The organism is Methylomicrobium album BG8, from assembly GCF_000214275.2.
GTDB lineage: Bacteria > Pseudomonadota > Gammaproteobacteria > Methylococcales > Methylomonadaceae > Methylomicrobium > Methylomicrobium agile.
In genome coordinates this window covers 2,906,084-2,932,020 of sequence record NZ_CM001475.1, presented here as the reverse complement: position 1 = coordinate 2,932,020, position 25,937 = coordinate 2,906,084, and the positions used below count along the sequence as shown (strand labels likewise).

Here is a 25,937-nt window from a genome sequence, read left to right as displayed (position 1 = left end):
CGCATCAGGGCGGCGCGTCCCTTTGACCGTTTTGTTAGGCTAGGAAGCACCGCGCAGACTAAACAGCCACGGGACGATGTTACACCATAAGCCAACGACTTCCCACTGGCCGCTTGCCCGAAACGCGGATAAAAAATGCCCAATGTTGCCACGAACCTTGCGTTGCCACGGGAACCGCAGCTTACATGGCCCAGGCAACGCACGGAAACCACTTGCCCGAAGCGCCGGTAAAAAGTGCCAAACGTTGCCACGAACCTTACGTTGCCACGGGAACCGCTGCTTACGCGGCACACGTAACGCCCCGAAGAAGCCGTTTGCCCGAAGCGCCGGTAACAAGCGCCAAACGGCGCCACGAACCTTACGTTGCCACGGAAACCGCAGCTTACGCGGCCCAGGCAACGCCCCGAAGAAGCCGCTTGCCCGAAGCACAGGTAAAAAGCGCCAAACGGTGCCACGAACCTTACGCTGCTACGGAAACCGCAGTTTACACGGCCTACGCAACGCCCCGAAGAAGCCGCTTGCCCGAAGCGCCGAGCGCCAAACGGCGCCACGAACCTTACGTTGCCACGGAAACCGCAGTTTACACGGCCCACGCAGCGCCCCGAAGAAGCCGCTTGCCCGAAGCGCGGGTAAAAAGCGCCCAACGTTGCCACGGACATTACGCTACCACGTAGCACCGCGAAGCGACTGCCGAGCATTGCCACAGAGCACAGACAACGCAAGCGGATGACAACGCCACCCGAAAGCCCCAAAACAGGTACCCACCGGAGGCCGCAGCAAAAGCCCGCCACCGCCACCGCCACCGCGATGCTTTGGCTTACGCCGCCTAACGTGAAGCTCAGCGGCGTAGCGTTAGCGAAGTCCGCTGGAGCGCTGAGTTAGGCTGGTTGATGTTTTCGCCACTTCCAGCAAATACCGAAGTGCTTTGTTTACCGCTTCATCATTAGGAAAAGCTTCTGCAATATCAGGATCAAGAAGCACCACGTTCGTTTCTGCTTTGATCCGGTTTGCGTATTTACCGCGTACAATCTCACCGAAATCCGACCGCTTATATTCTGGCCGAAGCTCATCTGTCATTTCTGATTTAACCTTCTTCATAAATTTGCCTCTCAGCATTCGTTGCTAATCTTGCCGATATAATTCGAATTGCATCCCCTCTGTCGGTATGCGATACCGCAAGTAACCTTCCCTGAGAGGAAATACCAAATGTTACGAATCGCTCCTCACTATCCGAGTGGTCAGGGTCGTGGGCTGTAGCCGAAAATACATCGCGCAAAGCACTGGTTGCTTCTTCAAAGGTAACACCATGTTTTCGCCGGTTCGCAGTGGCTTTTTTCGGATCCCATTCAAAGTCCATTGCTAATCACTTCTCGAAATCCTAACATAAAACTACCCATGCACGACACGGAAAACTAAAAGCGCATTATAACCGCACTCCGGCCTAGCACGATGTAAGAATTATTGGCACCATTGTCGTTCGCAGGGAATGCCATCGTGGTTACCATCCATTTTAGTGCCTGGGCAGTTATTTATAAAAAACGTTGCTTCCTCGCATGAAGTCATTTGAGAGCAATGGGTTCTACCGTCACACGTGAACTGAACACTGTTTGATGAGAAATCAGATTCTGGGCGGGCAACATTTTCCGATGTATCAGAGAGCAGTTTTTGTTGGTGGGTTCGGTACTTTTGGTTGCCATACCAACCCAACCCTAAAATAATGAGTATTACGATAATTCTATTCATGCGCCGCCCTGGTCGTTATTTGCCTAACGTAAAGCTAAGGGGCGCGACGTTAGGAGCGTCCCTTTGAGCTCCATGTTGGACATCACTTCCAGTAATCGCCGCATTTGGCGAGGATCCCGTTCGGAGGTGAGGTCTTGCCTCTACTATTCCAAGGTGGCTGTAGGGTGTAAATCAGGTAGTTCTCGAGTTGCTCGGCGAATTGCTCGGCCGGAATAGCTGCAATTTCTTGGCTGTTGATTCCGACCGCAGTTGCTCGCTTCTGGACCAAGGAAACGAGCTGGCTGTAGCCAGCAAAATAGAGAGCGACGGGCTTGCAGCCGGCCAAAAGCTCTTCGGCAATGAACTCAATGGTCGCCTTCTTGGTGCCGCTCGTGGTTCCGTGAGACCAGTAATGCTGCCCAGTTCGCTTGTCCGGACGTATCCATCGATACAGAACTGTCTTCTCCAGAGCCTTTCCCACGTAGCGGATTTCCCCCGTTTGGCTGTACACGGCATACAGGTACGGACCTTTCACGTTCCGATTCGATAAAGGTTGTGTACTTGGGCCGGCGTCAGGGCGCGGTCCAAGGATAGGGAACTTTTTTCCTGCGACGGCTTCTCGAGCGCGCTCGAAGGAGCCAGGCAAGATGTCAGTGAACTGCCACGCAAGATTGAAGGAAAGGTCGGAATGGCTCGGATGTTTCATTGCCGTATCAGATTGTGGAGATAGGTTCGTGACGTCCAACGCTGGAATTGAGCGGCGGCGTAGCCGTCCGCCTCGAATGACTGGTTAGCGCCCGCTGCCAATTAGTTGGCAATTGCTAGATGAAAATTTGTTGGACGCTGCCAACTCCTGCTCTTTCTCGGAGTTGAAGTGATCGCCAACATTGTAGATGTTTTTAAGTGCGTTGTTTTGGGCAGACTCATAGATACGTCCAAGAATAAAATCTGGAGTTGGACCCTCCATTAGCCACATAACCCCAGCGGGAACGTTGTTTGATAGATCCGTGCGCTCGATTTTCCCGGATTTTAAGGCGGCAATGAAAGCCTTGCCCTGGCTATACCCGAACTCGAACAGTCGCTCTTGTTCTGCTGGTTTTTTTAGCTTAGACGCGAGCGCGGAGCACTCAAATGCGCTCCAAGTCGCTTTGCCCATCTGCGCATAGGCAGAGGAATCTTGGGCCAGTGACGTTGATGAGATCAGGAACGCCAGAGCAGCAGTCAAAACTTTCTGTATCACGAGTGCCTCCCTAGGGCGCTAACGCATAGCTAAGCCGACCGCTGAAGCGTAGCGGAAGCGGTCGGCTTGAGCGAAAAGTTAGGAGATTGGTGGCAGTACATCTTGAAATAGTATGTCAAGCAATTGGCTACCTCCAGCATCGCTCCAGTCCTGAGCCAGTTCAGCCATCAGAGTGTTTGTTGCGGTGAGAATCACGCCTTCGCGTTCCATGCGCCGCCGCGCCATATCCTCGGAAAGATCGTAAGGCGATCCCGAAGCGTCCATGACTGCTTGCACTTGGTAACCCTCCCGCCGCGCATTAATTGCCGGAAACACCAAACACACGTCAGTGGTCACGCCGGCCATGATGAGATTTCTACGGCCCGTCGTTTCGACGGCTTTTTTGAACTGCGGGTCATCCCAAGCATTGACAATGCCGGTACGTTGGATTCGGGCGGCAAACGCCTCGGGACAAATCTGTTCGAGTTCCGGAAGCAAAGCCCCCTGGACATTCTGTTCCTGCGAACTGGTAAGAACAACCGGGATATTCAAAGCCTTGGCCGCTTTAGCAAGAGCCAAAGTATTCCGCTTGGCTACTTCAAGCGGGATGTTCTTAATCAGTTTCATCGTTCCGACTTGATGGTCGATAAGCAACATCGCGCTGTCTGCTGGTGAAAATGTACCGGTCATTTGCGATTTCTCCTAAAATGGACAATTTTTAAAAATATCAACTTTGTTAAAAAAGCTTTAACCTAAACAATAACCCTACCACGTTTCGCCGAAGGGTCTGACTTCGACCTCGAAAGACCACGCCGAATGGGGTTGGGTACAAAGATGCTCTATTGTCGCTGCGATGTCGGCGGGATTCACAAAAAAATCGTCGTTTTTATCGGGCATTTTTTTTCGCGTAGCAGGAAGGTTGACAACGCCATCGACAATGACCAGAGAGACATGGATACCAAAAGGCCAAAGATGGCGTGCCATAGATTCTGCCAAAGCCCGTTGCGCGGCTTTTGCAGGCGAAAAGGCCGCGGTTCTTGCACCGCCACGCCGTGAGGCAGTTGCGCCTATAAAAACAATATTGCCAAAGCCGTTTTCTTTCATCGCAGGGATAACTTGCTGAGCGGCATACAGTGCGCCGAGCGCGTTAACTTTCCAGTTGGCCTCGAAAGAGGCAGCGGTAATTTCTTCGATTGTCCCCCACGAACCCGCACCTGCGTTGTATATTAGGCTGGTAACTACGCCTAACTGATTGTGTACCTGGGAGAACGCTGCCAACACATCTTGCTTATTGGTGACATCGCAGGCTACAGCAATGGCATCATTCAGTTCACCAGCCAATTTCGATGTGAACTCCAAGCTACGCGCTAGAAGTGCAACGCTATGTCCGGTTTCTGAAAACTTACGCGCGATAGCTGCTCCGTTTCCTTCTCCAACACCAATAACGACACAAACGGGTTTGTTCATTTTGGAAAGCCTCCTAAAATTTTTAACGTATTTAGATGCATCCTAACGCTGCAAATAACCGGACGCGAAAAGCGCGTAGCGGTTTTCGCGGTCCGAGTTAATTTGCCTTGTTATGAGTTCCATTCCAATTTGTAAAACGCATCATCTTCATCAAACTGTTTAAAACCCAATTTTTGGTAAAAGGGCTTGACTGGATTAGCTTTTATAACACTAAGTTTTAAAGGCAACGACTTCTTTCCAGCTGTATCTTGAAGGTATTCGATTACTCTTCTTCCTATGCCTTTCCGCTGGTACTCTGGTTTGATAATAATCATTTCCAACCAAAAGTGATCGTCATTCTGATTTAAGACGAACCCACCCAATTCCTTATGTCCAGCACTGATTATCTTCCACTTAGTAGGGTTTAAGTTCTCACAAAACCCTTTTCTTTGAAATGACTCGTCCCAGCCCCAAGTAGCCTCAATACATGGCTTCATTGTTTTACAGTAAAGATCATAAAGCCATTCCTGATCTCGCTGTTCACCGTTCCTAATCTGGTAACCTTTCATGGTTTCATGACTCATAACGCCAGCGTAAGCCGCAGGGCCGGAACGGCGTAGCCGTGGAGGGCCTGTCGGCTTGACGCACTCGTTAGAGCAAAATCAGACATGTGACTGTGGAGAGGGCTGTAGCAGCTCTATTTTCTTTCGCTCCTGTACAGGTTGATAAAGTTACCTGCCAGTATCAAGCCTGAGCCCAAGACCAGATACTCATCTACCTGCTCACCGTAAAGCGCGTAACCAATCAGCGCTATGAGTGGTAGGCGCAGAAAGTCCATCGGTACCACTACCGAGGCATCCGCCAAGGAAAGTGCCCGCACCATGCAGTAGTGCGCACTGAGCCCGGTAACACCGACCACCATAAGCCAAGGCCAGTGCGCTGCTGTAGGGGTAACCCAATCAAACACCGCCGGCCCCAAACCTAGAGGTAACTGAATCAACATCATATAAAAGAGAATGCACAGCGGTGTATCTCGCCCCGCCAACTTCTTGGTCAGAATATGAGACAGTCCATACGCAACGGCACCGGCCAGCATTACAAGCGCCGCCAGATGGACGACCGACCAGCCGGGACGAAGGATAACCAAAATACCGGCGATGCCTAGAACAACCGCCAGCCCCCGACTCGGGGAGATACGCTCACCCAGCAATAGTGCCGCGAATACCAGCGTCCAGAGCGGCACGGTGAACTCAATGGCAAACACCGCCGCCAACGGAATAAACGCAATGGCATAGAACCAACCGAACTGCCCAAAAAAGTGAACAAAGTTCCGCCCGAGATGTATTCTAACGTTCCGAAACGAGACCTGCGTCCAACCGATTCTAGTGAGTATGGCCGAGATAACAGCCAAGCCGATGAGGCTACGGATGGCAAGAAGTTGGAACGTACCAAAGTTGGCGGAAAGTTCGCGTACCGCAACGGCCATCGCGGAAAATGAGAGTAAAGCGCCAACCATCCAAGTGGCAGCAGCAACTACTGGGTGGCGCATAGGCGTAACTCCTCCATTCCGGCTCTAACGCCCGCAGCACGCGCGGCTTTGTAGTGAAGGCGAAGCCGCAACGGAAAAGACGTCGCTGTGACTGCGATTGTTAGGCACTATTTACCACCCGCCAAATCAATAAAAGTGCCTGTTGTATATGATGCTTCTTCGGAAAGCAGCCAAAGGATTGCATTTGCCACTTCGATTGGCTGTCCGCCTCTCTTCATCGGCAAAGATTCTTTTATACGATCCACCCGCCCCGGTTCACCACCATCAGCATGCATATCAGTATAAATAAATGCAGGTCGTACAGCGTTAACCCGAATTCCTTCTTCTGCAACCTCTCGGGACAAACCTATAGTGAGGGTGTCAATCGCGCCTTTTGATGCTGCATAATCAACATATTCTCCCGCAGAGCCAAGTCTTGATGCGGCCGATGATACATTTACGATTGCTCCACCATACCCGCCATGTTTTGTAGACATGCGTCTAACTGCCTCTCTCGCACACAGAAACGAACCGAACACGTTTGCCGCAAAAACCCGATGAAGGCGCACCTCATCAATATCTTCGACTCTTATTTGCTTCTCAAGAATACCGGCGTTATTAACTAGTGCTGATATTTGCCCGAGTTTCTCATCTACGGTCTTGAATAGATCTTTGACATCGGACTCCCGCGAAACATCTGCCGCTACTGCAATCGCCTTACCTCCAGCTGACTTGATCTGATCAACAACGGCGTCAGCCGCCGCCTTATTCTTGTAATAGTTAATGCAAACGACATATCCGCGGGCTGCCGCCAGAAGTGCAGTTTCCGCACCAATTCCGCGACTACCACCAGTAACAACTAATACTTTACTCATAAAGAAGCATTGCCTCCCGATTCAGATGCCTAACGCCGCAAATAACCGGTGCAAATGTAGCGCAGCGGAATTTGCATCCGAGTTAATTTGCCTTGTTAGGCTGTTTTGCCATAAAAATTGCGACTCGCTCCAACCCCGCGTCGCGATGAACTTCACCTTTGCGAAATTCATCGCTTTCAATCGTGGCCAGAAGGTTGCGCCGCTGAGGATATCGAACAAATATAAAGTGATCCCAGCGATCTGCCAGCATAGAATCCTTTCGACTACCAAAGAGAAAAAGAGGGTGTCCCCCATAAACTGGATATGCCCCTCTCCGCAGTAGTTCAAAACCAGCGATTTTGGAATATCGGTTATAGGCGTCTTTACCGCTGATTTTCTTGACGCTTTCGGTAGAATTTCTATAGTCGGCAACCGGTTTGTATTTGTTCAGATTGTAGACAAAAAGGGGGGCGTCAATATCTTGGGTTCTTGCTACCTCCATTTGCTTTTCGTCTGGCCAAACAGCGATATTTTCAGCGCTCCAATTCGCGGTAGGAGTACCTTTATCGGTAGTCCCTTTGAACAACCGAATAAACCATGAGATACATTTGACAAAATGAAAAATAATCGATGGTTCCGGCTTAATTGCCAAGATGGCATACTCAGAGCAAACCTGCTCCAGAGCATCACCGAAGGTGGACATGAAATCGATCCCCTCTTTTAATGAGGAAAATTCGTCGATCAAAATCTCATCAACCAACATCCCTTCTCGTGCAACAGGGTCAGCCTTGACACGATATAATCTTTTTCCACTAAAGCTATTTTCACTTTCGTTCAGCCATTTTTGGTAGTCGTTTGGATCTTTAATTTTCAGGTGGTAGACAAAAGCCACTCTACTTGACCCTGCCTTTTCTAAGGCTTTGCGGCATGATTCATTATCTAGCGAGGTGAAGATGTCCATTATTCTTTCCTGATGAGGCCTAACGTAAAGGTAAGGGGCGCGCCGCTGAAGGAAGCTAAACGAAGCCATTGAACCCGATAAAAAGGAAGCCTTCAAAACCGCCAACGGACGGCGCGTCCCTTTGACCGTTGTGTTAGGCAATTACTATCTCCAAATTGTCAATCAAATCAGAAATAACAGCATTTTCACCAGTGCGCGATTCAAAGAAAATTTGGTTCTTATCACCGACGTTAATCTGAAACTCATCTGTCAAATTGGCTGGAGTTCTTTGTTTAATGGAGAGGGATTTAAAACGTCCGATATGAAATTTTCCACCAGAACACTCGGCAAATTCATTTTTAAGACGTTCAATCCAGCCGCTAGTATCAAAGTGATATTTAACAAGAAAAACCGTGGGAAACACCTGGTGTTCTTCGATAGGAAGAGTTGTGTGGGCTTGGCATTCCTCTCCGATCCGATAACTTATTTCAGAAGCGTTCAGTCTCTTTATGGACTCTTCTAGAGAATCCGCGGCCTTAAATGCAATACCACTGAAACCTCTGAATGCCGTACCTTCAATTCCAAATCTGACTCTAAAATTTATGAATTCGATATTGATATCACCAAAATTCACACCAATGCTGGTGTACTCATCTTTTTTCATTAAAGGCCATGCAAAAGGCAAACCTAGCCGTTCCGCTACATTATTAGCAACTTTCAAAGGGTCTCCGACTTCAATCATAAGATGATCTATTTCAAACATTCTGTATTTATCCTATTTACCTCGGTCAACGAGTGAGGCCTAACTAAAATTAGGCATCCTAACAGACGTAAAATATTGCGTCACAAGTCCGCCTAAAAACTTGTAAAACCCTAAAACTGATTTATATTCATTGATATGCGAAAAATTATCACATCCTAAATAAAATGCAACACCCATCACAAAATATTTCTGGGCAGTCTCCTAAGTTGCTTGATCAGGTCAGGGATAAAATCCGCCTGAAGCATTACAGTATTCGTACGGAGCAGGCTTATACGGAGTGGATAAAACGCTTCATTCTGTATTTCGGCAAGAAACATCCTCGCGATATGGGTGCGCCCGAGGTGGAGCGGTTTTTGACGTATTTGGCGGTTGAGGGCCACGTGTCAGCTTCCACTCAGAACCAGGCGCGTTGCGCTTTGTTGTTTTTGTACAAGGAGGTGTTGAATATGGAACTGCCTTGGCTGGAAAATGTTGAACAGGCGAAGGCGCCCAAACGTTTGCCGGTGGTATTGACTCGGGACGAGATGCTGGCAATTTTGTCGCGATTGACCGGTACGCATTGGCTAATCGCCAGCCTTTTATATGGCACGGGTATGCGGATTATGGAATGCCTGCGCCTTCGGGTGCAGGATGTGGATATGCAGCGTAAGGAAATTTTGATCCGCGACGGCAAGGGAGCCAAAGACCGGGTTACGATGTTGCCAGTCTCATTGATTCAGCCGTTGCGGACGCATTTGGTCAAAGTGCGCGAATTGCATCGGAGCGACTTGGCGGTAGGTTATGGCGCGGTCTATTTGCCGCATGCGCTGGCGCGGAAATATCCGAACGCGGCAAAAGAATGGATTTGGCAGTATGTGTTTCCGGCCGCAAAATTGTCGACCGATCCCCGAAGCGGTGAAGTTCGCCGTCATCACATTCAGGAGCAGGCGATACAGCGGGCGGTAAAGCAGGCGGCGCGCGATGCGGACTTGACCAGGGCGGCCACGCCGCATACTTTCCGCCATTCGTTTGCAACGCATTTGCTGGAAGGCGGTTATGACATTCGTACGGTACAGGAATTACTCGGCCATGCGGATGTTTCGACGACAATGATTTACACGCATGTGCTGAACAGGGGCGGTAAGGGAGTAACGAGCCCTCTTGATAACCTCTAGGCTAAAACAACTCCATCGCCAGCATCAACGCGTCTTCCCGGCCTTCGGTGGCGGGATAATAGCCCTTGCGGATCCCGATCTCGTTGAACCCCATTTTTTTATAAAGACCCAGTGCCACGATGTTGCTCGGCCGGACTTCCAGGAATATCGTTTCAGCCTTGCCGCGGGCCGTTTCGATCAGGTGTTCGAGCATTTTTCGGCCGATGCCTTGCTTTTGCGAGCCGGGATCGACGCTGATGTTCAGAATGTGCGCCTCGCCCGCGCCGATCGAGAGAATGCAATAGCCTACGATCTTGTCCAAATCTTCGCAAACGAAGCATTGGTAATTGGCCCGGAAGCAGTCGATGAAAATGTCTTCGCCCCAGGGAAATTCGTAATTCTGGTTTTCGATTGCGAGCACGCCGGGCAGGTCGGCATGGGTCATCGTGCGCATTCTGAGCAGGTCGGTCGGGGAAACCGATTCCGGAAAGATACGGGCGTAGAAGTCCCGGTCGGCGTCGTAAATGACATAGTTTTTGATTTTGTCCAGAAGTCCGCGCATGGTTTACCTTTTATTGTTGTTCTCGATAGGTATTGAGTGCCAGTTGCAAATCGAGCCAAGCCTTTTTCTTTTCGTTCGGCGAGCGTAGCAGATAGGAAGGGTGATAGACTACAACAACCGGCGTCTGATTTAAAGTATGGACCCGGCTGCGCAGCCTGGAAACCGGGGCATCGGAGCTCAGCAGCGATTGCGCGGCGATACGGCCGACCGCCAGGATGATTTTCGGCTGGAGCAGCGCGATCTGGCGATCCAGGTAGGGACGGCAGGCGCCCGCTTCGTCCGGTTTGGGATCGCGGTTGTTGGGCGGGCGGCATTTTACGATATTGGCGATATAGACCTCGTTCCGGCCGAGTCCGATCGCGCGCAGCATTTCGGTCAGCAGTTGCCCTGCCGGGCCGACGAAAGGCAGGCCCTGTAAATCTTCCTGCTGGCCGGGGCCTTCGCCGATAATCAGCCAGTCGGCTTTCTTGTCGCCGCTGCCGAAGACGGTCTTTGTGCGGGTTTCGCAAAGGCGGCATTTCGGGCAGGTTGAGACCGTCTTTTCCAGCGTGTCCCAGTCCATTTCCGCGACATCGTCAGGGGCTGCGTAGTCGCTGCTGGCCGCGAGGCTGATTGAGGCAGGGGGAGGTAAGGGAGACGTCGGTGCCGCATAAGGCGGGTCTTCATTGTGTAGAGCGATGGCTTCAGGCGGCGTATTGCCGGCGCCGGCAGAAGGCGGGACGGATACAGGGCTGTTCGAGGCTTTAGGCTTCCAGACAGTAATGCCCATCGCTTCGAGATAAAGCAGGCGAATCGCGTCGTCCATCGTCAGACTCCGTAAAATCGAGGGAAAGGCAGGGCGCTGGACCCTGTCCTTTGCTCGATAAGACAGCCGCCGTGGTCAGACATTCCCTTTTTGCGGATGCTGGCGCAAATCGCTGCTCTGCAATTTATTCACCGCATTCACATAGGCTTTGGCCGAGGCGATCACGATGTCGGTATCTGCACCCAGGCCGTTCACGATCCGTCCGCCCTTTTCGAGGCGTACGGTCACTTCGCCCTGGGAGTCGGTGCCGTTCGTGATATTGTTGACCGAGTACAATTCCAGGCTGGCCTTCGACTGCACCAGGTTCTCGATCGCCTTCAGGCTGGCATCGACCGCGCCACCGCCTTCCGCTTCGCCGGTCACTTCCTGATTGTCGATCCGCAGGGTGACCCGTGCGACCGGGACTTCGCCGGTTTCGGAGCAGACTTTCAGCGAAATCAACTTGATGAATTCGTCCTCGGCCTCGAAGCTTGCTTCGGAGACCAGGGCTTGCAAGTCTTCGTCGAAAATGTCGTGTTTCTTGTCGGCGAGCTGCTTGAAGCGCATGAAGACGTCGTTCAGCTCTTCTTCCGAATCGAACACCAGGCCCAGTTCGGTCATCCGGCTCTTGAACGCATTGCGGCCCGAGTGTTTGCCCAGCACCATCCGGTTCGCGGTCCAGCCGACGTCCTCGGCGCGCATGATTTCGTAAGTCTCGCGGTTTTTCAGTACGCCGTCCTGGTGAATGCCGGATTCGTGCGCGAACGCGTTTGCGCCCACGATCGCCTTGTTCGGTTGTACCGGGAAACCGGTGATCGAAGAAACCAGCTTCGAGCAGGTCAGAATCTCGCGCGTGTCGATGCCGGTGTCGCAGGCGAAGACGTCCTGACGGGTGCGAACTGCCATCACGACTTCTTCGAGTGAAGCGTTGCCGGCGCGTTCGCCGAGGCCGTTGATAGTGCATTCGATCTGGCGCGCGCCATTCATCACGGCGGACAACGAGTTCGCGACCGCGAGGCCCAGGTCGTTATGGCAATGTACTGAAAAGATCGCCTTGTCCGAATTCGGAATGCGTTCGATCAGGTTTTTGATCGTCGCGCCGAACTGCTGCGGAATGCTGTAGCCGACCGTATCGGGAATGTTCAAGGTCCGCGCGCCCGCATCGATCACCGCTTCGAGGATCCGGCACAAAAAGTCTTCTTCCGAGCGGCCCGCGTCCTCGGGCGAAAATTCGATGTCGTCGGTATACTGGCGGGCGCGTTTGACGGCACGCACCGCGTATTCGATCACCTGGTCCGGCGTCATCTGCAATTTCTTCTGCATGTGCAGCGGCGAGGTCGCGATGAAGGTATGGATACGGGCATGGCTGGCGCCTTTGAGCGCTTCGCCTGCGCGGTCGATGTCTTTGTCCAGTGCGCGCGCCAGGCCGCAGACGGTGCTGTCCTTGATCACATTCGCGACCGCCTGGACCGATTCGAAATCGCCGGGGCTGGCGGCCGGAAAGCCGGCTTCGATCACGTCGACCCGGAGGCGCTCCAGCGCCCGGCCGATCCGGATTTTTTCGTCGCGGGTCATCGAAGCGCCGGGGCTTTGCTCACCGTCGCGCATCGTCGTGTCAAAAATGATTAACTTGTCTTTCATGAAAAACTCCCTGCATGGAGAATCATCCACGCATGCCTTGCTGCGGATTTAAAAAAACGGGTTTGTAATACGATTCTGTAAAGTCGAGATTATGTGCCCCTCAGGGCAGCAGTAGTCTCAGAGACAGCAGGGAAGTTGCCGGCAACAGCAAGGAAGCGGCCTGGTAAGCGGCCGGTATGGAATGGGCTATGAAAGGGTATCGTGTGGACATAGTTGAAATATACGCGAAAGAACGCCCATCCTCAAGCGGATTTTAGGATTTTCTTGCCTGCATCCGGCGGCGCCGGCGCAAGACCAGCGTCAACACCGGGCCTGACACTGCATAGATTACCGACAAAAAGAACAGCATCGATTGCGGCTGGGCCATTATGAACGCAATGCCGAGCATCGCGACGATCGCGAACACGAACGGCACCTTGCCTTTCAGGTCGATGCCCTTGAAGCTGAAATAGCGGAAATTGCTGACCATCAGCAGGCCGGTCGCCATCGTCAAAAACAGCGCGGGATATTTCAGATAGCTCACGCTGTATTGGTATTCGGTCGCAAACCAGATAAAGCCGGCTAGAATCGCGGCCGCGGCCGGGCTCGGCAGGCCTTGGAAATAGCGTTTGTCGGCCGTTTCGACCTGCGTATTGAAGCGGGCCAGGCGTAGGGCGCCGCCGGCCATGTGCACGAACGAGGCGAACAGACCGACTTTGCCGAGGCCCGAAAAAGCCCATAAATACATGACCAGCGCCGGCGCGACACCGAACGAGACCATATCCGATAAGCTGTCGTATTGCACCCCGAATTCGCTTTGCGTATTGGTCAGCCGGGCGACCCGCCCGTCGAGCCCGTCCAGCACCATCGCAATGAACATGGCAATGACGGCGGTTTCATAGCGCCCGTCGATCGCGGACGTGATCGCATAAAATCCCGAAAAAAGCGCGCCTGTCGTAAACAAATTGGGTAACAAATAGATACCGCGGCGGCGTATGGACGGCTTTTTGGCAGTCATGCTGTAATCAATCCTTTTTGTCTCGATAAAATTCCGCAAATTATACAATGAGCGGGCAAGCCTTACCTAGCCTAATGGGGTTCTTTCTTTTGCAGCGTAGTGCCGGCAGGTTTGAAGGTGTGCAGGTCGACCGTGCGCTCGTCCCGGTCGATGGCGCAGCCCCAGGATAGGGCCTCATCCTGGGTATAGCGTTTGCCGAGACGCCAGGCGATTTCGGCGCGGGCCAGTTCGACGCCGAGGTAAAAAGCATGGCCGCCGTCGGTTTCGACGCCGAGTTTCGGGAAAAGCTCGAACGGGTCAGCCGCGGTGTTGATGCCGTCCCGGTTGAAAATATGCACGCCTTGGAGGCTGATCTGGATCCGGTAGCTCGGGTCCTTGATTTGTGACGCGAGTTCGCTGATCTCTGCGAAAGAATAGGGGAAAGGCGAGGGTTCGTGCAGCGCCATCAGGCCCGGATCGATGTGCTTCGGTAGCATGTTGTGTTCCTTGGCCGCGTGCATGATGCGCCGGGCCAGATCGGCTTCCTTGATCGCGCGGCAGGCGTGTCGGCTGACTTCGGTTGCCAAAATCTGGTTGATGTTCAGTTCGGAGCAAATACCGAGCAGCAGCGCGTTCATCCCGGCGGTGTCGGCATGGGTCAGTTCGGTGAGGTTGCCGACGCCCATCATGATTTCGACGCCGGGGTGGCGCTTTCTGACTTCGTGATAGCGCACGACCGATTCGGTGAAGCCGAAATGCAGCGGGTCGAGGATCGGGTCGACAATGAAGGCGCGGTTCCTGGCCTGCATGGCGGCGATGCTGCGGTCGAGCGAGGCCAGGTCTTCATGCTTTTCCGGAATCAGGATCGGCGTCGATTCGACCTCGTCGGCGATCCACAGCGTGCTTTCGTGCAGGCTGAGCATGAAGTCGGCGCCGGCTTTTCCGCCTTTGAGCAGGTCGTCTGCGTTCAGCGAATCGATGCTGACCTGGAAGCCTTCCTGCTTCAGCGCGCGGATCATTGCTTCCATTTGCGGGAACGGCGTGCTCGGCAGGCAGCCGATGTCGATCACGTCGGCGCCGTTTCTCTGGTAATAGCGCGCGCGTTCGATGGCCGCTTCGATGCTCAGGTTCGGCGCATCGACGATCTCGGCGAAAATCTTGACCCGGTAGCGGCTGAGATCCGGCTTGTGCGCGGCCTGACCGAAATATTGCGGCAGGTCCTTCAGCTCGTCCGGCCCCCGTTCGATCGGCAGGCCTTTGTTCGCCGACAATTTTTCGAGATCGCCCCGGCAGCGGCCGGGCACGATGATCCGGTCGGCCCCGAAGGTGTCGGTCAGCCGGCGCCCGATCATGTCCGCGGTCATCAGCGCGGCGACCTTGACGCCAAGCTGGTGCACCGTATAGCGGAATTTGGGCTGCATCTTTTCGAGGATTGCACGCAGCTGTTTTTCCGCCAGTTTGCCGGTCAGAAACAGGATGTGTTCGCTCATGCGACGGCCTTCAGGCGTGCTTCGACCTTGACGATCAGGTCTTCGACCGTATCGACGACGGTGGTGTATTCGAATGTGCGCAGTTTCGCCGTGCCTTCGAGATCGATCTTGCGCGGATAGACCATCACCTTGCCGCCGGGTGCGGTGGTTTCCATTTCGGGGGCGGTATCGCAGGGGAAAACGATGCTCGGCACTTTGCATTTGCCGGCCTGTGCATACAGGTTGGTGACCAGGCTGTCGGAGATGCCCAGTACGCATTTGGCGACCGTGTTCGAGGTAGCGGGCGCCATCACGAAGGTATGGTAATAGCCTTTGTAGAACAGCCCGACCGGCGGCGCCGAGGCGGCCTTGTCGCGGTAAACCGGCATAAGTTCGCGGATGTTTTTCAGGTCGTAGCCGTACATGCGGAGCACCTCTTCGCCGGCCTGGCTGATGTATAAATCGACGTGGTCGAGCCTCAACAGAAAGTCCAGGCACTCTTTGATATAGTGCCCGGAGCCGGTAATGGCCCAGGCTAAGCGCGGTTTATCCATCAATTATTTATTTGGGCTGTATAAGGTCTGGGTATTATACTCGAAGGTTTGGCCGCAGTTCGTACAGAGGGGGGTGGATTTTGTTGGGGTCTTTCGAAAAACCGCTGATCATGGGAATCTTGAACGTGACGCCGGACAGTTTTTCCGACGGCGGAAAATATGCCACGGTCGACGCGGCGATGCTGCAGGCCGAGCGGATGTCGGCCGACGGCGCGGATATCGTCGATATCGGCGGCGAATCGACCCGGCCGGGAGCCGATCCGGTGCCGGTCGCGGAACAAATCCGTCGGGTCGTACCGGTGATCGAGGCGGTCAGAGGCCGATTGCCCGGTTTGTCGATCAGTATCGATACGACGTCGTCCGAAGTCGCCGAGGCGGCCTTGCAGGCGGGAGCCGATATGATCAACGACGTTTCGGGCGGCACCGGCGACCCCGGCATCCTGACGCTGGCGGCGCGCCGGGATGCGCAGATCGTGCTGATGCACAGCCAGGGAACGCCGAAAACGATGCAGGACAATCCGTATTATGACGATGTGGTCGGCGAAGTCAGGTCGATTTTGCAGGGGCGCGTCGAGGCGGCTTTGCAGGCCGGTATCAAAAGGGAGCGGATTATCCTCGATCCTGGCATCGGTTTCGGTAAGCGCAAACGGGATAATCTCGATCTGTTGGCGCATCTGGATGCGTTCGTCGAACTCGGCTATCCGGTACTGCTGGGGACGAGCCGCAAGCGTTTCATGGGCTCGTTGTGCAATGTTCGGGAGCCAGCCGAGCTGGTGACCGCGACCGCAGTCACAACCGCGCTGGGTGTGATGGCAGGCGTCAAGCTGTTCCGCGTGCATGACGTGAAGGAAAACCGGCAGGCGGCGGACGTTGCCTGGGCGATCAGGCAAAGCAGGGCACGTCGATGAAGCCGGCATAATGAAAAAGGCTCCCTTAGGGAGCCTTTTTTAGATCAGTTTTCCAGCAGTTTGGATTCTTCCGGCAGCGCAACGCCCAGATAATTGTTCAAACTCGCCTCGGCGGCCAGAATCCGGTAAGCCGCGAAAAGCTCCTCGTATTTGGAATCGATGTAGTTGCTTTGGGCAATGAACATTTCGTTCGTAGTATCGAGCAAGTCCAGCAAGGTGCGTTGGCCGATATTGAACTGGTTTTGGTAGGCTTCTCTCGCCTTGATGCTGTTTTCCCAGTATTGCTTGTTCAATTCCAACTGGCTTTGGCGCGTTACGTAGGCCACCCAGGATTCGCGCATGTTCTGTACGACCTCGCGATAAGTGTTGTCCCGGATGTCCTTGGCCTGGGAGATTTGATGCGCCGTTTCCCGCCTGCGGGCCAGGTCCTTGCCGCCGTTCAGGATGTTGTAGCGGACGCGGACCATGGCAGTGACGTCTTCGTTCTTGCCGGGAATGCCGTCGAGGTTGTTGTTGAAAGTGGCGCCGGATTCGAAATCGACGCGCGGCATGAACGGCGCGGCGGCGGTTTCGTGTTGATAATGCGCTTCCTCGATGTCGGCATTGGCCGATTTCAACTGTGGGTGGCTCGCAACGGCCACTTCGACGGCTTCATCGATGTTTTTGGGGAGCTTGCCGTCAGGACCGGCAGGCGTTTCAAGCTTGCCGGGCAAAGCGCCGACGACTTTCAAATAGCGGGTTTTGGCGTCGGTCAAATTCCCTTCCGCGCTACGCAGATTGCTTTCGGCTCTCGAAACCCGGGCGGTCGACTGGTTGATATCGGCTCTTTTGCCGACCCCTTGCTGGCTGCGCATCGTGATTTGATCGTTGGTGCTGAGGTGGGCTTCGAAGTTTTCTTTGGCGACCTGTAACTGTTCTTCCGCGCGCAAAACGTCCAGATAGGCCTGCACCGCTTCCAGCGCACGGTATTCCGATTGACTATATACCAGGAAGGCGCGCGCGTTGGTGGCGGCTTTGGTCCGGCTGACTTCATTCGGCGTCGCCAGACCGTCGAACAGCATTTGCCGGAGCTGAATCGAGGATTCGGCCCGGTCGTAAACCACGGTGCCGAGCTTGTTGCTGCCGACGGGTTTTACCGTCTGGTTGATCGAAGTGACCGCTCGGTTACGCGTTGTCGGGTTGTTCGAAGCCGTAGCCGCCTTGCAGGTCGATGGTCGGAAAAAACGAAGCGCGGGCCTGGGCGATTTGTTCTTCCGCCGCCAGCCTGGCATCTTTGAAGCTTTGCAAATCAGGGTTTTCCTTAATTGTTTTTCGTACTGCTTCCTGTAAGGTTTCCGCCGTTACATTTGCGGACATTAAGCCAGCCAATATGGCAGTGCCGATATTCAACCTCATAAGAGATGCCTCAATTTATTAATAAAATCAATCTGTTAAAATGTATAATTAATATTTATACTTGAAGTTCAATTAATCTTAATATAATTTTACTTTAAGGGTCAATTATTATCTTTTAATAATAAGGCGAGCTGTAGCCTATCCTCAACCTCAAGCTTTTGAAATATCGAAGTCAAGTGCGCTTTGACCGTGCGTTCGGAAATATTCAGCATGGAGGCGATCGACTTGTTGCTCAGTCCTTCGCCCAGCATTTTGACGACATCTGTTTCCCGCTGCGTCAGAAGGTCCAGATTCTTTTTTTTATTGCGGTAACGGGTATTGGCCTGATTTCCACGTGAACTCAATGTAGCCAGCATGCCGATGACTTTGGAAATCAGTTGCCGGGGAATCCAGATGTCACCTTTTATGACACTGCTGACGGCTTTCGGCAACACTTCCGCGACGGCGTCGCGTTCGCAATAGCCGTAGCAGCCGGCGATCAGTAAATCGATTTGCTTCTCTGCGGGCCAGTTTTTGCCGATAACCAGGATTTTTAAGCCTATACGGATGAGAGGGGTAAGAGCGGAGGATTCACCGGCGAGTAGTTCGCCGTCCACAATCGCCATTTCGGCCTGTTCTTTCTGCACGAAATCTACTGACGGCAGGTGATCACTGGCGATTAACACGCCGTATTCGGCCGCAAGGTGCGCAGTCCATTGATCCGCCGTGTGCCGATTAGCTGCCGAGATTAAAATGTTCACCACTTGCCGATGATCCTTGAGTCGGTATTTCGGTATTAAAGAGGGAAAGTCCAAACGAAGACTGCCTTTTATCGTTCCCTCATTGCATGCTGTTTAGCCTTCAGAATCGGCTTCATCAAGTAGTCCAACACCGTCTTTTTGCCGGTTAGAATATCGACATCCGCATTCATCCCGGTAATGATGTGCAGCTTTTCGCCGTTTTTTTCCAGATAATTCTTACCGGTCCTCAGGCGGATCAAGTAATAGCTTTTTTTGTCCTCCTCGTTAATGATCGTATCCGCGCTGATATGCTCCAGTTTGGCCTTCAGGCCGCCGTAAATGGAGAAATCGTAAGCCGTCAGCTTGACCATCGCATCCTGGCCGGGGTGCAAAAAAGCGATATCCGCCGGCCGGATCTGCGCTTCGACCAGCAGGGTGTCGTCGATCGGGACGATTTCGATCAGATCCATGCCGGGTTGGATCACTCCGCCGATCGTGCTGATCTTGAGCTGCTTGATCGTGCCGTTGACCGGCGAGAGGATGCGCGTCCGCGTTACCCTGTCTTCCAGCGCGAGCGTCGACGCTTTCGTTCTGTCGAGCTCGGCTTTGGTTTCGTTCAGTTCTTTTAATGCTTCGGTTCGGAAGCGGATTTTCATTTCGGCCAGCTTGCTTTTATTCTCGCTCAGATAGGCCTGAATTCTCGGAATCGACAGCTTTGCGGAATCCAATTCGCCAAGAAGGTCGTTGGCGCTGCGCCGCAGCCGGAGCATCTCGACTTCGGACAAAGCGCCGTTGGCGACCAAAGGTTCGGACATTTGGACTTCTTTCTGCAGCAGTTGATAACTACGGGAAAGCTGCTCCTGCTTCGATTTCAATTCGACCAGTTCCTGCTCTTTTTGACGCACCTGTTGCGACAGTACGCTGGTGGACGCCTCCAGCTCCGACAGACGGGAACGGTAAAGCTGTTCGGCATGGTCGGCAAGCTCGGGGGCATTGTCGACCACTTCCTGCGGAATGGCCAGCGGCTGATCCGTAGTCTCGGCGGTCAAGCGGGCATTATTGGCCAGCAGTTCATAGTATTTGAGCTTGGTTTCATTAAACGAAGAAGCGAACCTGACATCGTCCAGTTGCAATAACTCCTGGCCCTTGACGACCTGATCGCCTTCCTTGACCAGAATTTTCGACAGAATGCCGCCTTCCAGATTTTGCACGATCTGGATATGGCTGGAAGGAATGATCTTGCCGGAACCGCGGGTCACTTCGTCCAGCGTCGCAAAACCGGCCCAGAGCAGTGCAATCACGATGAAAGCGAAACTCAGCAGCAGTATCAGATGCGAATGGATGGGAACGCCATAGAGGTTGACCGCATTAATGTCGGAAACAAAATCCTTGTCTTCGGACAATTGCTGTTGTTCGGCATTGAATTCGGTGATTTTTTTCAGGAGATTCATGGCGTAATGGCTGAGTCGTGGAATGGCCGGATACTTTACTTAACGATATGACGGAAGCCTTAAAGCTCATGAAGCGACTTTGATTTGTCCCTGCTTCAGCGCTTCGAGCACTTGTTCTTTCGGACCGTCGGCGACGATGCGGCCGCCGTCCATCACAATCAGCCGGTCGACCAGGGTCAGCAGGGAAGCGCGGTGGGTCACCAGTATCAGCGTGCGATGATGGAGTTGTCCGGCGAAACGTTGCTTGAAGGCTTCTTCGGAACTGTTGTCCATCGCATTGGTCGGTTCATCCATGATGTAGACGGGGGGAGCCAGCAGCAAGGCCCTGGCGACCGCAACGCTTTGGCGCTGCCCACCCGACAGGCCGGCGCCGCGCTCGCCGACCGGCATGTCGAAGCCGGCCGGATGCCGGTTCGTGAATTGGGTTATGCCGGCAATTTCGGCGGCGGTCAGTACCGCGTTATCGTCTGCGTAGCGGGAGCCGAGCGTGATATTGTCCTTCACGCTGCCGAACAACAGCGTAATGTCCTGTGGCACATAGCCGATCTGCCGGCGCAGTTCGGCGGGGTCGATCTGCCGCATGTCGGTTCCGTCGATCAGAATGGCGCCTTCTTGCGCTTCATAGAAGGACATCATCAGTTTTTCGATCGTGCTTTTGCCGGAGCCGATTCGGCCGATGATCGCGACGCGCTCGCCGGCGTTGATCTTGAAGGAAACATTGTCCAGCGCCTTGACTGGCTGTCCGGGATAGCTGAACGAGACGTTTTTGAATTCGACCGAGCCTCTGAACGACGACCGGTGCAGGAATTGTTTGCCCGCTTCCCGCTCGATCGGCAGCGACATCAGATGGTTTAAAGAGTCCAGAGAAGCGCGCGCCTGATGGTAGCGGGTCAACAGCGCGGCAATCTGCGAGATCGGCGCCAGAGCCCGGCCGGTCAGCAGCGTACAGGCGATCAGGGCGCCCGTGGTCAGTTCGCCTTCGGCGATTTGGTAGACCCCGGCGATGACGATCAAAACCGATGCCAGTTGTTGTAAAAATGCCGTCAGATTGACTGCCAACGAAGAATAAAGACGCGATTTCAGGCCCAGTCTGGAAATTTGTCCGATCGTTTGTTCCCATTGCCGCTGCATCTGGCCTTCGGCACCGGTACTTTTTAAAACTTCGAGGCTGGAAACCGCTTCGATCAAGGTCGCGCTTTTTTGCGCCGAGAACTTGAACAGTTCGGAAATGGTTCTTTTCAAAGGCTGCTGGACGCTGATCGCGCCGAGAATCGCCAACGGCAGGATCAGTAGCGGTATCAGCGCCAGTTTGCCGCCGATGACGGCAATGATGCCAAGGAATAAAAACAGGAAGGGCAGGTCGATCAGCGCGGTCAATGTGGCTGAAGTCAGGAAATCCCGGAACGATTCGAACTCGTGCAGATTGTTCGCAAAGGTGCCCACCGAGGCCGGTTTGGCTTCCATCCGGATGCCGAGCACTTTTTCGAAGATTGTCGCGGACAGGATGATATCCGAACGTTTGCCGGCGGCGTCGATGAAATAACCGCGCAGCGCCTTCATGATCAGGTCGAACGTAAACACGATGCCGACGCCGATCGCCAATACCCACAGTGTTTCCACCGCATGGTTCGGCACGACGCGGTCGTAGACATTCATTACAAAGAGCGGCGAAGCCAGTGCAAATAGGTTGATCAGCAGCGAGGCGATCATGACTTCGCTGTAGATCGGCCAGGACTTATAGATGACATCCCAAAACCAGTGTTTGATTTTCGGCGTTATCGAGTCGGCGGTACGGTCGTCGAATTGGTGGGCGAGTTGTATGAAGATGGCGCTGCCGCTGTACTCGGCGGCCAGTTCGTCTTCCGCGAGCGTTTTTTCCCCGCTGCCGGTTTCGGGCAGAAGGACAGTACAGCGGCCGTTTTCCTTTCTGAGCAGAATGCAGGTTTTTTCGTCGTTCAGCAATAAGACGGCCGGCAGGACCAGATTCGAGATCTTTTGTAGCGGGCGTTTGACATAGCCGGCGGAAAGTCCCGCCCGCTCGGCGGCCCGGATGAATAACGGCAGCGTCAGCTTGTTGTCGACCAGCGGCAGGCCGGCCGTCAAGGCATCGGCGGACTGGGGCGTATGCAGAAGTTTACACATCGACAGCAGCGAAAGCAACAACGGATCGTCGAATCGGGCGCTCGGCTGCGGCGAAGGGCGTGCTGGGGCAATAAAAGCAGGAGCTATGACTTTTTCCATGGCGGAGGTCTCTTTAATTCGGCGCTATTGCACATTCTGTATAACTTATTAGAATAGCATATTAATAATTTTTTAAGGAAATCTCATGCCTTACATCAGCCGTAACGGCGCGGGCGAAATCATTGGCTTGCATCATTCGCCGCCAGAAGCTGAGGCCGAGTGGCTGGACGGTGATGATGCGCAGATTCAGCAGTTTTTATTATCCTGCGCGCCTACCGAACAAACCCGGCGTTCGCTGTCGGATAGTGATTCTGATATGATCCGGGTGATAGAGGATTTGATCGAACTGCTGATTGCCAAAAACGTGTTTACTTTTACCGAATTGCCGGAAGCGGTACAGCGTAAGCTCGGTTCCCGAAGGCGGCTGCGCGAGGATTTGGGTATGTTGGCCAACCTGGTCGACAAGGACGATAGAATTTTTTAGGCGCCGCAGCGCGCTTCAGACCGAATGAGCAAAAAAGAGAAAACCGCCTTCGTCTGCACGGAGTGCGGCGCCGACTTTCCGCGCTGGGGCGGCCAATGCACCGGTTGCGGCGCCTGGAATACGATCAAGGAAGTGCGCCTCGGCGCTACGGCGGAGCGTCATAAACGCCGGGACGGCTATGCGGGCGGCAAGTCCGAAGTGCAATGGCTGTCCGATGTCGTTTGGGCGCGCGAAGAAAGAATTCAGACCGGCATGTCGGAATTCGACCGCGTTCTCGGCGGCGGCCTGGTCAAAGGCAGCGTGGTTCTGATCGGCGGCGCGCCGGGGGCGGGCAAGAGTACGATTTTGCTGCAAATCATCGCCCATATCGCGCAGCAGGGCATTAAGGTTCTGTATGTTTCCGGTGAAGAATCGCTGCGTCAGATTGCCGACCGGGCGCATCGGCTCAAGCTGCCCTCCGACAAGATCTTGATGCTTGCCGAAACCTCGGTACAGCGGATTGCCGATGTCATGGACGAGGTCGAACCGCAGGTCGCGGTGGTCGATTCGATCCAGGTCGTTTACACCGAGCAGGCCGAATCGGCGCCCGGCTCCGTTTCGCAGGTGCGTGAATCGGCAAGTTATCTGACCCAGTATGCCAAAAAGAATAACGTCGCGCTGTTTCTGGTCGGCCATGTGACCAAGGATCAGTCGCTGGCGGGGCCGATGACCTTGAGCCATATCGTCGATAGCCAGGTGATTCTGGCCGCTACCGATGACGCCCGGTTTCGCGTGATGAGGGCGGACAAAAACCGCTTCGGCAGCGTCGGGGAACTCGGCTTTTTCGCCATGGACAGCGCGGGCCTGAAGGAAGTCAGGAATCCTTCGGCGATGTTTCTGAACCGGCCGGAAAAGCCCTCTTCGGGCAGCGTGGTGACCGTGCTGTGGGAAGGGACGAGGCCTTTGCTGGTCGAAATTCAGGCGCTGGTGACCGAATGCCAGTACGGCAATCCCCGTCGCCTTGCGGTCGGCTTCGATCAAAACCGGCTGGCGATGCTGCTCGCCGTATTGGCCCGTCATGGGGGGGTCTTTACCGCGAACGACGAAATTTACGCGAATGTGGTCGGCGGCATCAAGGTGACCGAAACCAGTTCGGATCTGGCGATCATCATCGGGATCGTTTCGAGTTTGCGCGATAAAATCATCCCGCATGACGTGTTTTTTTTCGGAGAGGTAGGGTTGAGCGGCGAGATCAGGCCGGTCGCGAACGGTTACGCCCGGCTCAACGACGCTGCCAAGCACGGTTTTAAAAAGGCGGTCATACCGAAAGCGAATGCGCCCAAAAAGCCGATCGACGAGCTGACTGTCTATCCGGTCGCCACACTGGCGGAGGTACTGGATATCGCCTCGGAACTGTAGAGCCTCGGTAAAGCCCGTTCTCAGCTCAGAAAAAACTGCAGGGACTTGTCGTTGATGCCCAGAATGTCGTTATTGCTCAACTTGACGATCCGGTTTGCGATCGGTTCGCCGTTGACGGTCAGCGAACCTTTGTTTTCCAGCGTGGAGACGAAATAGCCTTCTTTTTTCCGGGTGACTACGACAATGCCTTGGCCCGGGCGGCCCAACTGTACCATCGTTTTTTTGATCGGAATGATTTTGCCGATATTTTCTCCATCCATGATCTGAAAATTGCCGTTGGGCAGTTTGGGCTCTAGGCCGAAAAGAAGAGGCACCGACGGATCGTTTTCGATGGTTTCGTCAAACGGTTCCGGTCCGCCGACCGAACTTGCGTTATTGAACAGAACGTGATGTTTGCCCAGGGCAATCATATCGTTTTCGTTGAGAATGGCTTCTTTGGTCTTTCCCCCGTTCACGGTAATCGGAAATTCATCCTGTAACGCCCTAATCGTTGCAACTCCTTTACTGAATGCAATTACCGCATGAACCGGCGCGATCGCAAGACTGTTTATAATGATTTCGTTGGTCTCGTCGCGGCCGATTCGTACCTTTCCTTCATCGAGCGCGAAGGATTCGATTTCTTTATCTTTGAAATAAACAGTCAGTTTTGGCATTTTATTCAGCGGATCGATAAAAATAACTGTCTTAAATTATAGACAGTATTTTTTTTGATATTCAAGCAACTGATGCTGCAGAATCAGCGTAAACGCACGATGTGTTCGCAGTGCCCCATTCCGGCAAGGACAGAAACTGCCGGGATGGGGGTTATCTGTGCCAGGCGCGATGGTTCTGGCGGTAACCGCAAAATTGCAGAACGAGCGGGCCCCGGCTTGTCGGGGAAGCGTCCGGAAATGATCCGTGGAAGGAAAGGCGGCGGATATTTATGGGGTTGATTTAGGGGCCGGTTTTTCCATCGTTTTTTGATGACGTTGCTTTTTTTCCATCCGCTTTGTCATCATCTGCTCGTGGTGCGTTTTCATCAGTTCAAGCTGCTCGTTTTTCAGTTGTTCTTTTTTCTTTGGATCGGTTTCGGACAGAATCCGATTGGAGAGATCGTGCATCTTCAGCATCTGTTCCTGATTCATCCGCAGATGCCGCTCCAGCTCCTCTTTCGACTTAGGTCCTTTCATTCCCATGCCTTTTTGCATGCTCATCGGTTCATCGGGAGTGTCCGTGCTGCCGGCATGGCTGGGCAGGCTGAAAGCGAGCGAGAGGAAAAAGGTAGCGACGGTTATTTTCAGTGGCTTCATGGCGATTTCCTTATTAGGGGTTGTGGGGAAATTCGAAAAATACGATTAAAAAGATTCCGGAGGCGCCGGAAAAGTTCCGCCTCCAGAAAATCGGGCGGGCAGAGTTTAAGCCCGGAGAAATCGGTTTGGTCATTTCTTCGCGCGGTCCGTAGTTTGCTCGGGTATAATTCCGCGCATCAAAACCCGTTTTATTTTTTGTGATGAGTTATTACACGCACCATGTATTCTTTTGCACCAATCGGCGCGATGACGGCAGAAGCAGCTGCGGCGATCATGATCCTCAGACCCTGCGCGATTACGCGAAAGAGCAGATCAAGAAACTGAGATTGAGCGGCCCCGGCAAGTGCCGGATCAATAACGCGGGCTGTATGGATCGTTGCAACAAGGGGCCGGTGATGGTGGTGTATCCCGAAGCCGTCTGGTATACCTTTAAAAACCGGGAGGATATCGACGAGATCATTCAGGAGCATCTGATCGGCGGCAGGGTCGTCGAGCGGCTGAAAATTTAGCCTGTCGGACGG

30 protein-coding genes are annotated in these 25,937 nt (G+C 53.6%); 5 read left to right on the top strand and 25 right to left on the bottom strand.

Features of this window, described 5'->3' with window-relative positions:
• Positions 1-852: 852 nt before the first annotated feature.
• The 12 genes from METAL_RS12555 to METAL_RS12510 all read right to left on the bottom strand — a co-directional run bounded on the left by METAL_RS12555 (position 853) and on the right by METAL_RS12510 (position 8,472).
• On the bottom strand, positions 853-1,098 hold the full coding sequence (locus METAL_RS12555) for a hypothetical protein (protein ID WP_031431952.1): 246 nt from the start codon (positions 1,096-1,098) through the stop codon (positions 853-855).
• A complete protein-coding gene (locus tag METAL_RS20940; RefSeq protein ID WP_005372867.1) occupies positions 1,085-1,357 on the bottom strand; it encodes a BrnT family toxin in 273 nt (90 codons plus the stop codon). The genes METAL_RS12555 and METAL_RS20940 overlap by 14 nt, the downstream gene beginning before the upstream one ends.
• 101 nt (positions 1,358-1,458) lie before the next feature.
• Positions 1,459-1,563 (bottom strand): excalibur calcium-binding domain-containing protein, encoded by a 105-nt coding sequence (locus tag METAL_RS21610; protein WP_245549529.1) that lies wholly within the window; start codon positions 1,561-1,563, stop codon positions 1,459-1,461.
• A 262-nt stretch (positions 1,564-1,825) separates the two neighbouring features.
• Positions 1,826-2,428: a hypothetical protein gene (locus METAL_RS12550; RefSeq protein WP_005372865.1), complete on the bottom strand. Its 603-nt coding sequence runs from the start codon at positions 2,426-2,428 to the stop codon at positions 1,826-1,828.
• 84 nt (positions 2,429-2,512) lie between these two features.
• The gene (locus tag METAL_RS12545; RefSeq protein ID WP_040578350.1) at positions 2,513-2,962 is read right to left on the bottom strand and encodes a hypothetical protein; all 450 of its coding nucleotides are present in this window, start codon (positions 2,960-2,962) and stop codon (positions 2,513-2,515) included.
• A gap of 78 nt (positions 2,963-3,040) precedes the next feature.
• Entirely contained in the window at positions 3,041-3,631 is a 591-nt protein-coding gene (locus tag METAL_RS12540) for an isochorismatase family protein (protein ID WP_005372864.1), read from the bottom strand.
• A gap of 75 nt (positions 3,632-3,706) precedes the next feature.
• Positions 3,707-4,408 carry an SDR family NAD(P)-dependent oxidoreductase gene (locus METAL_RS12535; RefSeq protein ID WP_005372863.1) on the bottom strand — a complete coding sequence of 234 codons (702 nt, stop codon included), beginning with the start codon at positions 4,406-4,408 and terminating at the stop codon, positions 3,707-3,709.
• Positions 4,409-4,518: 110 nt separating this feature from the next.
• Positions 4,519-4,971, bottom strand: a complete 453-nt coding sequence (locus tag METAL_RS12530) for a GNAT family N-acetyltransferase (RefSeq protein WP_040578349.1) — start codon at positions 4,969-4,971, stop codon at positions 4,519-4,521.
• Between the two features lie 113 nt (positions 4,972-5,084).
• Entirely contained in the window at positions 5,085-5,936 is an 852-nt protein-coding gene (locus METAL_RS12525; RefSeq protein WP_005372861.1) for a DMT family transporter, read from the bottom strand.
• A gap of 107 nt (positions 5,937-6,043) precedes the next feature.
• Entirely contained in the window at positions 6,044-6,790 is a 747-nt protein-coding gene (locus METAL_RS12520) for an SDR family oxidoreductase (protein WP_005372860.1), read from the bottom strand.
• A gap of 82 nt (positions 6,791-6,872) precedes the next feature.
• Positions 6,873-7,730, bottom strand: coding sequence for a hypothetical protein (locus METAL_RS12515; protein ID WP_040578544.1), 858 nt, complete (start codon positions 7,728-7,730; stop codon positions 6,873-6,875).
• A 133-nt stretch (positions 7,731-7,863) separates the two neighbouring features.
• Positions 7,864-8,472, bottom strand: a complete 609-nt coding sequence (locus METAL_RS12510; RefSeq protein WP_005372857.1) for a hypothetical protein — start codon at positions 8,470-8,472, stop codon at positions 7,864-7,866.
• A 206-nt stretch (positions 8,473-8,678) separates the two neighbouring features.
• Here METAL_RS12510 and METAL_RS12505 point away from each other — a divergent pair, with 206 nt between their 5' ends.
• Positions 8,679-9,626 carry an integron integrase gene (locus tag METAL_RS12505; RefSeq protein WP_425357656.1) on the top strand — a complete coding sequence of 316 codons (948 nt, stop codon included), beginning with the start codon at positions 8,679-8,681 and terminating at the stop codon, positions 9,624-9,626.
• A gap of 1 nt (position 9,627) precedes the next feature.
• On the opposite strand, the gene rimI is transcribed toward METAL_RS12505, so the two are convergent.
• The 6 genes from rimI to METAL_RS12475 all read right to left on the bottom strand — a co-directional run bounded on the left by rimI (position 9,628) and on the right by METAL_RS12475 (position 15,591).
• Positions 9,628-10,167: a ribosomal protein S18-alanine N-acetyltransferase gene (rimI, locus tag METAL_RS12500; RefSeq protein ID WP_005372855.1), complete on the bottom strand. Its 540-nt coding sequence runs from the start codon at positions 10,165-10,167 to the stop codon at positions 9,628-9,630.
• Positions 10,168-10,177: 10 nt separating this feature from the next.
• Positions 10,178-10,972 (bottom strand): uracil-DNA glycosylase, encoded by a 795-nt coding sequence (locus tag METAL_RS12495; RefSeq protein WP_005372854.1) that lies wholly within the window; start codon positions 10,970-10,972, stop codon positions 10,178-10,180.
• A gap of 75 nt (positions 10,973-11,047) precedes the next feature.
• Positions 11,048-12,592: a 2-isopropylmalate synthase gene (locus METAL_RS12490; protein ID WP_005372853.1), complete on the bottom strand. Its 1,545-nt coding sequence runs from the start codon at positions 12,590-12,592 to the stop codon at positions 11,048-11,050.
• A gap of 253 nt (positions 12,593-12,845) precedes the next feature.
• Positions 12,846-13,589 (bottom strand): CDP-diacylglycerol--serine O-phosphatidyltransferase, encoded by a 744-nt coding sequence (gene pssA, locus METAL_RS12485; RefSeq protein WP_005372852.1) that lies wholly within the window; start codon positions 13,587-13,589, stop codon positions 12,846-12,848.
• Between the two features lie 71 nt (positions 13,590-13,660).
• The gene (locus METAL_RS12480) at positions 13,661-15,058 is read right to left on the bottom strand and encodes a DUF6513 domain-containing protein (protein ID WP_005372851.1); all 1,398 of its coding nucleotides are present in this window, start codon (positions 15,056-15,058) and stop codon (positions 13,661-13,663) included.
• The gene (locus METAL_RS12475; RefSeq protein WP_005372850.1) at positions 15,055-15,591 is read right to left on the bottom strand and encodes a flavoprotein; all 537 of its coding nucleotides are present in this window, start codon (positions 15,589-15,591) and stop codon (positions 15,055-15,057) included. Before METAL_RS12475 ends, METAL_RS12480 begins: the two co-directional genes overlap by 4 nt.
• Positions 15,592-15,701: 110 nt before the next feature.
• Here METAL_RS12475 and folP point away from each other — a divergent pair, with 110 nt between their 5' ends.
• A complete protein-coding gene (folP, locus tag METAL_RS12470) occupies positions 15,702-16,499 on the top strand; it encodes a dihydropteroate synthase (protein ID WP_040578543.1) in 798 nt (265 codons plus the stop codon).
• A gap of 44 nt (positions 16,500-16,543) precedes the next feature.
• Here folP and METAL_RS12465 read toward each other — a convergent pair whose 3' ends face one another.
• From METAL_RS12465 to METAL_RS12450, 5 genes are all read right to left on the bottom strand, one after another.
• Positions 16,544-17,602: a TolC family outer membrane protein gene (locus tag METAL_RS12465; RefSeq protein WP_051040378.1), complete on the bottom strand. Its 1,059-nt coding sequence runs from the start codon at positions 17,600-17,602 to the stop codon at positions 16,544-16,546.
• 61 nt (positions 17,603-17,663) lie between these two features.
• On the bottom strand, positions 17,664-17,786 hold the full coding sequence (locus METAL_RS21860) for a TolC family protein (protein ID WP_281023964.1): 123 nt from the start codon (positions 17,784-17,786) through the stop codon (positions 17,664-17,666).
• A 209-nt stretch (positions 17,787-17,995) separates the two neighbouring features.
• Positions 17,996-18,634: a response regulator transcription factor gene (locus METAL_RS12460; protein ID WP_245549362.1), complete on the bottom strand. Its 639-nt coding sequence runs from the start codon at positions 18,632-18,634 to the stop codon at positions 17,996-17,998.
• A gap of 68 nt (positions 18,635-18,702) precedes the next feature.
• Positions 18,703-20,064, bottom strand: coding sequence for an HlyD family type I secretion periplasmic adaptor subunit (locus tag METAL_RS12455; protein ID WP_005372847.1), 1,362 nt, complete (start codon positions 20,062-20,064; stop codon positions 18,703-18,705).
• A gap of 66 nt (positions 20,065-20,130) precedes the next feature.
• On the bottom strand, positions 20,131-22,305 hold the full coding sequence (locus METAL_RS12450) for a type I secretion system permease/ATPase (protein ID WP_005372846.1): 2,175 nt from the start codon (positions 22,303-22,305) through the stop codon (positions 20,131-20,133).
• A gap of 85 nt (positions 22,306-22,390) precedes the next feature.
• Here METAL_RS12450 and METAL_RS12445 point away from each other — a divergent pair, with 85 nt between their 5' ends.
• Positions 22,391-22,729 (top strand): hypothetical protein, encoded by a 339-nt coding sequence (locus tag METAL_RS12445; protein ID WP_005372845.1) that lies wholly within the window; start codon positions 22,391-22,393, stop codon positions 22,727-22,729.
• Between the two features lie 24 nt (positions 22,730-22,753).
• Positions 22,754-24,127, top strand: a complete 1,374-nt coding sequence (radA, locus tag METAL_RS12440; protein WP_005372844.1) for a DNA repair protein RadA — start codon at positions 22,754-22,756, stop codon at positions 24,125-24,127.
• 20 nt (positions 24,128-24,147) lie between these two features.
• Here the strand turns inward: radA and METAL_RS12435 are convergent, their stop codons facing one another.
• Both METAL_RS12435 and METAL_RS12430 read right to left on the bottom strand, forming a co-directional pair.
• Positions 24,148-24,780: an FHA domain-containing protein gene (locus METAL_RS12435; RefSeq protein WP_005372843.1), complete on the bottom strand. Its 633-nt coding sequence runs from the start codon at positions 24,778-24,780 to the stop codon at positions 24,148-24,150.
• 267 nt (positions 24,781-25,047) lie between these two features.
• Entirely contained in the window at positions 25,048-25,416 is a 369-nt protein-coding gene (locus METAL_RS12430; protein WP_005372842.1) for a hypothetical protein, read from the bottom strand.
• A gap of 200 nt (positions 25,417-25,616) precedes the next feature.
• Here METAL_RS12430 and METAL_RS12425 point away from each other — a divergent pair, with 200 nt between their 5' ends.
• Positions 25,617-25,925: a (2Fe-2S) ferredoxin domain-containing protein gene (locus METAL_RS12425; protein ID WP_005372841.1), complete on the top strand. Its 309-nt coding sequence runs from the start codon at positions 25,617-25,619 to the stop codon at positions 25,923-25,925.
• Positions 25,926-25,937 lie beyond the last annotated feature (12 nt).